Origin of the sequence: Marinobacter shunpengi (assembly GCF_045449695.1) — a bacterium.
Lineage (GTDB): Bacteria > Pseudomonadota > Gammaproteobacteria > Pseudomonadales > Oleiphilaceae > Marinobacter.
Map to the genome: position 1 here is coordinate 1 of NZ_JBJJKZ010000023.1, position 8,131 is coordinate 8,131.

At 63.2% G+C, this 8,131-nt stretch carries 3 protein-coding genes and 3 rRNA genes; all 6 read right to left on the reverse strand.

Going from position 1 to position 8,131, the window contains the following annotated elements; all coding sequences use genetic code 11:
- Window positions 1–82 precede the first annotated feature (82 nt).
- The 6 genes from ACJO2E_RS20030 to ACJO2E_RS20055 all read right to left on the reverse strand — a co-directional run bounded on the left by ACJO2E_RS20030 (window position 83) and on the right by ACJO2E_RS20055 (window position 7,921).
- Entirely contained in the window at window positions 83–262 is a 180-nt protein-coding gene (locus ACJO2E_RS20030; protein ID WP_406966195.1) for a hypothetical protein, read from the reverse strand.
- Window positions 263–349: 87 nt separating this feature from the next.
- On the reverse strand, window positions 350–1,360 hold the full coding sequence (locus ACJO2E_RS20035) for an HAD-IIA family hydrolase (protein ID WP_406966197.1): 1,011 nt from the start codon (window positions 1,358–1,360) through the stop codon (window positions 350–352).
- Entirely contained in the window at window positions 1,357–1,947 is a 591-nt protein-coding gene (locus tag ACJO2E_RS20040) for a tetratricopeptide repeat protein (protein WP_406966199.1), read from the reverse strand. Before ACJO2E_RS20040 ends, ACJO2E_RS20035 begins: the two co-directional genes overlap by 4 nt.
- Before the next feature lie 628 nt (window positions 1,948–2,575).
- A 5S ribosomal RNA gene (gene rrf, locus ACJO2E_RS20045) occupies window positions 2,576–2,692 on the reverse strand.
- A 115-nt stretch (window positions 2,693–2,807) separates the two neighbouring features.
- A 23S ribosomal RNA gene (locus tag ACJO2E_RS20050) occupies window positions 2,808–5,921 on the reverse strand.
- 473 nt (window positions 5,922–6,394) lie between these two features.
- A 16S ribosomal RNA gene (locus tag ACJO2E_RS20055) occupies window positions 6,395–7,921 on the reverse strand.
- Together the 16S, 23S and 5S rRNA genes form the textbook arrangement of a ribosomal RNA operon.
- Window positions 7,922–8,131: the final 210 nt, after the last annotated feature.

Here is an 8,131-nt window from a genome sequence, read left to right on the forward strand (position 1 = left end):
CCGGCCGCGACCAGGGAGGACGCCTGCGCACGCGACCGGGCCAGGCCGCGCCGCACGAGCTCGGCGTCGGCACGCTCGGTCATCAGTCACCCGCCTCGTCGTCCGTGTCCGGGGAGTTCAGCTGCTCCCGGAGCCGGTCGTGCACCGCCTCGAAGCGGGCGACGTGCTGCTCGGTAGGCAGGTCGTCGATGTCGTCGAGGGGAGCCAGTGCACCGGAAGGGATGCTCCCCGACGCACGCGGCACCTGCGCGTCGTGCGACATGTCCCCTCCTTGCTGCTCGTTCGTCCGGGACAACGCTACCTGGTGGGTGCGACGGGCCCGACGAGGCGGGGCCGGGCTGATGGGCTCTCAGGCGCTCAGCTCGGGAACCGTCGACGGGTCCGGCGTGACGCCGTCGTCGACCGCAGCCCACGACGCCGCGCACGCGGCGCGGATCACGTCGATGCCCGACGGGCCCGAACGGTCGAGCTCGAGGACGCCGTCGCGCACCCTGGCCGCGCGGTCCGCGCACCGCCACCACCCGTCGTCGAGGACCGGCTCGGGGTGTGGTTCGAGCAGCGCGCGCAGGTCGGCGCCGATGAAGTGGGGACGAAGTCCGGGTGGGGCGAGCACAGCGTCCCGGGCGCTCGAGACCCCGGTCAGGACGTGCAGGCCGGGGATGTCCCCGGCGCGCGCGCCGGCCAGGTCGGTGTCCAGCCGGTCGCCGATGACCAGCGGGCGACGGGCAGCGCTGCGATCGACCGCCATGCGGTACATCGTCGGCGACGGCTTGCCCGCGCTGGCCGGCTGGACGCCGGTCGCGGCGACGACGGCCCCGACCAGCGCACCGTTGCCGGGAGCAAAGCCTCGGGCCGTCGGCAACGACATGTCACGGTTGCTGGCCACGAACCACGCACCGCCGGCCACCGCATAGGCCGCCTCGGCGAGGTCCGACCAACCGAGCTCGGGCGCGAAGCCCTGAGCGACGGCGTCGGGCGCGTCGTCGGCAGAGGACACGACCTCGAACCCTGCCTGCCGCACCGCCGTGACCAGCCCTGCGCCCCCCACGACCAGAACCTTGGCGCCGGGCGCGAGGCGGGTGGTGAGCAGGTTCGCGCACGCCTGCGCCGCCGTCATCACCTCGTCGGGCTCCGTGGGGATCGACAGACCGCTGAGCTGGCCGGCCACGTCCTCGGGCTCGCGGGAGGCGTTGTTCGTCACGAACAGCAGGCGGAGCCCTCGCCGACGGGCCTCGTCGAGGGACTCCGCGGCGTGCGCGATCGGCAGGTGACCCTGGTAGGCCACGCCGTCCAGGTCCACGAGCGCGAGGTCGTGCGCCTCCGCCAGCGGTCGATCGCTCCCCAGCAGGGTCTCGCTCACGCCTCCGGCCTCTCGTCGTCCGCCGTCTCGTCGAAGACGTCGTAGACGACGTAGTCCTCGTCGTCCCCACCGTTCCCGAGCGCACGCTCCAGCGCGGACGGGTCGACGCCGGCCAACAGCTCCGTCGCCTCGTCGACCCGTCCCGCGGTCTCCAGAGCGACGGCACGGGCCTGGAGCACCCGGAGGCCCAGGTCTCCCTGGCGTTCCGCCGCCGGGATGCGATCGAGCACCGCCAGCGCCGCCTCGTGGTCGCCGAGGTCGCTGCGAGCACCGCTCACCACGATGGCCAGCTCCGTGCGTGCCTCCGGCTCGAGCGTGGCGGCCTCCTCGGACTGCGCCAGGGCGATCGCCCGCTCCGGGCGGCCCAGGCCGCGCTCGGCATCGGCCATCAGAGGCAGGTGCTCCGACGAGCCGTTCAGCCGGCGCACGGTGCGGAGCTCGCGCAAGGCCTCGGCGTACCGGCCGGTGCGGTACGCGGCGATGCCCGCGGCCTCACGGACGACGTCGATGCGGCCGGCCCGCCGCACGGCCGCCTGAGCGTGCAGGTAGGCCTCCTCGGGGTCGGTGTCCAGCAGCCTGCCGGCCATGACCAGGTGCGCACCGACGCCCTCGGCGTTGTCCTTGCTCAGACCGCGCAGCCGCGCCCGCGCTTCCTTGCTGAGCTGGCGGGAGTCGACATCCTCAGGGATCTCAGGGTCCGGGGCCCGGTTCGGGTCACGAGGCCGCTCCGGCCGGGCGGGGCGCTGCTGGCCACCGCGTGCAGGGTAGGCACCACCCCGAGCACCGGTATGACGCTCGTCGCGCCGGCCACGGTCACCGCCATGGGCCGTGCCGTCACGACGTCCGCCGTCGCGACGTCCGCCGTCGCGACCGCCCGCAGCGCCACGACCACCGTTCCCCCGCTCCTCGTCACCGCGCCGGCCGCTCCCACCCTCGCGGCGTGGACCACCACGGTGGTCCCCGTCCGGACGTCGAGGGCCGCCGCCCTGCTGGTCGTCGCGAGACCGGCGCTGTCCGCCGCCCCCTCGACCGGTGCCCTGCGGGCGGCGCGAGCCCCCGTCGCCCCGGTCTGGGCGGTCCTCGCGCGGCGTGTCGTTCACGGTGGTCCTCTCGTTCCAGGTCAGTGAGAGATTCTCCCACGTGTCGCCGGCGGGTGTGGTGGGTGCAGTCAGGCCCCCCGCACCGTGTGGTGTGGGGGGCCTGGCTGTGAAGGGTGTCCGGCGGCGTCCTACTCTCCCACCCCGTCTCCAGGGCAGTACCATCGGCGCTGAAGGGCTGAGCTTCCGGGTTCGGTATGGGACCGGGCGTTTCCCCTTCGCTGTGACCGCCGTAACGTTATCGAGTTGTTCGGGTTCCCCGTGTGTCCCCACCTGGTCAAGGGGTGGGTCGGGGGTGGTGCCCGTTTCTCGGGAACCGCACAGTGGACGCGTGCATAGCAGAAGTGTTGGTGTTGAAGTTGTTGGCTTATTAGTACCGGTCAGCTGCGACAGTCGTTGGTCCTGTCTTCCACTTCCGGCCTATCTACCCAGTGGTCTAGCTGGGTGCCTTCACCCCACGAGGGGGATGGAAACCTCATCTTGAAGCAGGCTTCCCGCTTAGATGCTTTCAGCGGTTATCCCTTCCGAACGTAGCGAACCAGCGGTGCTCCTGGCGGAACAACTGGCATACCAGAGGTTCGTCCGTCCCGGTCCTCTCGTACTAGGGACAGCCCTTCTCAAGTTTCCTGCGCGCGCAGCGGATAGGGACCGAACTGTCTCACGACGTTCTAAACCCAGCTCGCGTGCCGCTTTAATGGGCGAACAGCCCAACCCTTGGGACCTACTCCAGCCCCAGGATGCGACGAGCCGACATCGAGGTGCCAAACCATCCCGTCGATATGGACTCTTGGGGAAGATCAGCCTGTTATCCCCGGGGTACCTTTTATCCGTTGAGCGACGGCGCTTCCACAAGCCACCGCCGGATCACTAGTTCCGACTTTCGTCCCTGCTTGACCTGTCGGTCTCACAGTCAAGCTCCCTTGTGCACTTGCACTCGACACCTGATTGCCAACCAGGCTGAGGGAACCTTTGAGCGCCTCCGTTACATTTTGGGAGGCAACCGCCCCAGTTAAACTACCCACCAGGCACTGTCCCTGATCCGGATCACGGACCGAGGTTAGATGGTCGATGCGGTCAGAGTGGTATTTCAACGGCGACTCCACTCGCGCTGGCGCGCGGGCTTCATAGTCTCCCACCTATCCTACACAAACCGCACCGAACACCAATACCAAGCTATAGTAAAGGTCCCGGGGTCTTTCCGTCCTGCTGCGCGTAACGAGCATCTTTACTCGTAGTGCAATTTCGCCGAGTTCGTGGTTGAGACAGCGGAGAAGTCGTTACGCCATTCGTGCAGGTCGGAACTTACCCGACAAGGAATTTCGCTACCTTAGGATGGTTATAGTTACCACCGCCGTTTACTGGGGCTTAAATTCTGAGCTTCGCTTACGCTGACTCGTCCTCTTAACCTTCCAGCACCGGGCAGGCGTCAGTCCGTATACATCGTCTTGCGACTTCGCACGGACCTGTGTTTTTAGTAAACAGTCGCTTCTCCCTGGTCTCTGCGGCCCTCACCGCTTCCCACCGCTAGGGTGTTCACGGATCGGGCCCCCCTTCTCCCGAAGTTACGGGGGCATTTTGCCGAGTTCCTTAACCACGATTATCTCGATCGCCTTGGTATTCTCTACCTGACCACCTGAGTCGGTTTGGGGTACGGGCGGCTAGAACCTCGCGTCGAGGCTTTTCTTGGCAGCTGAGGATCACCCGATTCCCGCTAGTGCGGTCACCGTCAGTTCTCACCGTCAATGCTTCGCGGATTTGCCTACGAAGCCGGCTACGACCTTGGACGTGGTCTACCATCGCCACGCCGGGCTACCTTCCTGCGTCACCCCTGTTAACACGCTTACCTACTACCGGATTGGGTCCCACGCCGTTGTACCGGTGTCACCCGAAGGTGACGGTGGTACTCGGGGGTGGTCAGCATCACCGGATTCGGTATGGGCGGTTCTTCGCCGGTAGGAGAATATCAACTCCTTGTCCATCGACTACGCCTGTCGGCCTCGCCTTAGGTCCCGACTTACCCAGGGCGGATTAACCTGGCCCTGGAACCCTTGGTCATTCGGCGGACGGGTTTCTCACCCGTCTTTCGCTACTCATGCCTGCATTCTCACTCGTGTGGTCTCCACCGCTAGGTCACCCTGCGGCTTCACTGCCCACACGACGCTCCCCTACCCACCCACACACCTGAACACCCCCTCGAAAGGGAATGCTGGGTAAAGTGTGAGTGCCACGGCTTCGGCGGTGTACTTGAGCCCCGCTACATTGTCGGCGCGGAATCACTTGACCAGTGAGCTATTACGCACTCTTTCAAGGGTGGCTGCTTCTAAGCCAACCTCCTGGTTGTCTGTGCAACTCCACATCCTTTCCCACTGAGCACACGCTTAGGGGCCTTAGCCGGTGGTCTGGGCTGTTTCCCTCTCGACTACGAAGCTTATCCCCCGCAGTCTCACTGCCACGCTCTGGCTTACCGGCATTCGGAGTTTGGTTGACGTCAGTAACCTGGTGAGGCCCATCGGCCATCCAGTAGCTCTACCTCCGGCAAGGAACGCGTGACGCTGCACCTAAATGCATTTCGGGGAGAACCAGCTATCACGAAGTTTGATTGGCCTTTCACCCCTAACCACAGGTCATCCCCTCAGTTTTCAACCTAAGTGGGTTCGGTCCTCCACGCCGTCTTACCGGCGCTTCAACCTGCCCATGGCTAGATCACTTCGCTTCGGGTCTAGACCCGGCGACTGAATCGCCCTATTCGGACTCGCTTTCGCTACGGCTTCCCCACACGGGTTAACCTCGCCACCGAGCACTAACTCGCAGGCTCATTCTTCAAAAGGCACGCCGTCACCCCTGCTAAGGAGGCTCCGACGGATTGTAGGCACACGGTTTCAGGTACTATTTCACTCCCCTCCCGGGGTACTTTTCACCTTTCCCTCACGGTACTTGTCCGCTATCGGTCACTAGGTAGTATTTAGGCTTAGCAAGTGGTCTTGCCAGATTCACACGAGATTTCACGGGCCCCGTGCTACTTGGGATCCCCTTCACCAGGCCGCACCATTTCGTCTACGGGACTCACACCCTCTACGGTCCGCCTTTCAATGCGGTTCGACTATGACACGACTTTCTTACTGGTCCAGACCATGTCAGTGATCTGAGAAAGGTCCCACAACCCCGCACACGCAACGCCTGACAGCTTGACACGCATACGGTTTGGCCTCATCCGCTTTCGCTCGCCACTACTCACGGAATATCTCTTCCTGCCGGTACTGAGATGTTTCACTTCCCGGCGTTCCCCCCTGCACCCTATGAATTCAGGTACAGGTAACCGCACATGACTGCGGCTGGGTTCCCCCATTCGGACATCCTCGGATCACAGCTCGTTTGCCAGCTCCCCGAGGCTTAACGCAGGCTACAACGTCCTTCTTCGGCTCCTAGTGCCAAGGCATCCACCATGTGCCCTTCTAAACTTCGACACACACTACAAATATGCTACAGAAATCCAAGAATAATACTTGAACATCTGGGATGCTCGCGTCCACTGTGCAGTTCTCAAGCAACGGACGGTCCCGCCGGCCACCAGGCCCACCCGACCCCCACACACCCCACCAACCACCACCCCGAAGGACAGCAGCACAGCACGATGAGCGAAGCGGTATGAAGACCCGACCAACGACCCGTATCCATCAAAGGTCACCCGACCACGCAGGCCGGTTGCCTCAGGACCCAACAGTGTGCTCACACGACGAACCAGACACCACCGACCACGTTCCCACCCACCACCGAAGCAGCAGACGTACTAGCAGCCGGCACGCACCCAGCGCACCGCAAACAGTCAATGTTCCACCCAGAGCAACCACCAGACACACGTTCGGCGCCTACGATGGCTGTGCATGACCACCCACCCACGGGGCAGAACCCCACCAGGCGAGCAGTATGTGCTCCTTAGAAAGGAGGTGATCCAGCCGCACCTTCCGGTACGGCTACCTTGTTACGACTTAGTCCCAATCGCCAGTCCCACCTTCGACCACTCCCCCCGGACGAACCGGTTGGGCCATGAGCTTCGGGTGTTACCAACTTTCGTGACTTGACGGGCGGTGTGTACAAGGCCCGGGAACGTATTCACCGCAGCGTTGCTGATCTGCGATTACTAGCGACTCCGACTTCATGGGGTCGAGTTGCAGACCCCAATCCGAACTGAGACCGGCTTTTTGGGATTCGCTCCACCTTACGGTATCGCAGCCCTCTGTACCGGCCATTGTAGCATGCGTGAAGCCCAAGACATAAGGGGCATGATGATTTGACGTCATCCCCGCCTTCCTCCGAGTTGACCCCGGCAGTCTCCCATGAGTCCCCGGCATAACCCGCTGGCAACATGGGACGAGGGTTGCGCTCGTTGCGGGACTTAACCCAACATCTCACGACACGAGCTGACGACAACCATGCACCACCTGTGCACCGACCTTGCGGAACCACCATCTCTGGCAGCGTCCGGTGCATGTCAAGCCTTGGTAAGGTTCTTCGCGTTGCATCGAATTAATCCGCATGCTCCGCCGCTTGTGCGGGCCCCCGTCAATTCCTTTGAGTTTTAGCCTTGCGGCCGTACTCCCCAGGCGGGGCACTTAATGCGTTAGCTGCGGCACGGAACTCGTGGAATGAGCCCCACACCTAGTGCCCAACGTTTACGGCATGGACTACCAGGGTATCTAATCCTGTTCGCTCCCCATGCTTTCGCTCCTCAGCGTCAGTTGCGGCCCAGAGACCTGCCTTCGCCATCGGTGTTCCTCCTGATATCTGCGCATTCCACCGCTACACCAGGAATTCCAGTCTCCCCTACCGCACTCTAGTCTGCCCGTACCCGATGCAAGCCCGAGGTTGAGCCTCGGGTTTTCACACCAGACGCGACAGACCGCCTACGAGCTCTTTACGCCCAATAATTCCGGACAACGCTTGCGCCCTACGTATTACCGCGGCTGCTGGCACGTAGTTAGCCGGCGCTTCTTCTGCAGGTACCGTCCACCCGAAGGCCTTCTTCCCTGCTGAAAGAGGTTTACAACCCGAAGGCCGTCATCCCTCACGCGGCGTCGCTGCATCAGGCTTTCGCCCATTGTGCAATATTCCCCACTGCTGCCTCCCGTAGGAGTCTGGGCCGTGTCTCAGTCCCAGTGTGGCCGGTCGCCCTCTCAGGCCGGCTACCCGTCGACGCCTTGGTAGGCCATCACCCCACCAACAAGCTGATAGGCCGCGAGCCCATCCCCCACCGAAAAACTTTCCAACACCCACCATGCGGCAGATGCTCATATCCGGTATTAGACCCCGTTTCCAAGGCTTATCCCGAAGTGGAGGGCAGGTTGCTCACGTGTTACTCACCCGTTCGCCACTGATCCACCCAGCAAGCTGGGCTTCACCGTTCGACTTGCATGTGTTAAGCACGCCGCCAGCGTTCGTCCTGAGCCAGGATCAAACTCTCCGTAAAAGAGAGAAAACAACCAACAACCCCCAAGGGGCCACCAGTCGCCTATCGATACTGGCCAGACCAAACAGACTAGCTGTTCAATCCAGTCCAAAGGAACCAAAAAGGTTCAAAATTTGGCATTGACTATCAAGCACACTGTTGAGTTCTCAAACAACCGACGCACACCATCCGGACCAGAACTTCCCGTTCCGACCCCGTCCGGGGCAACCC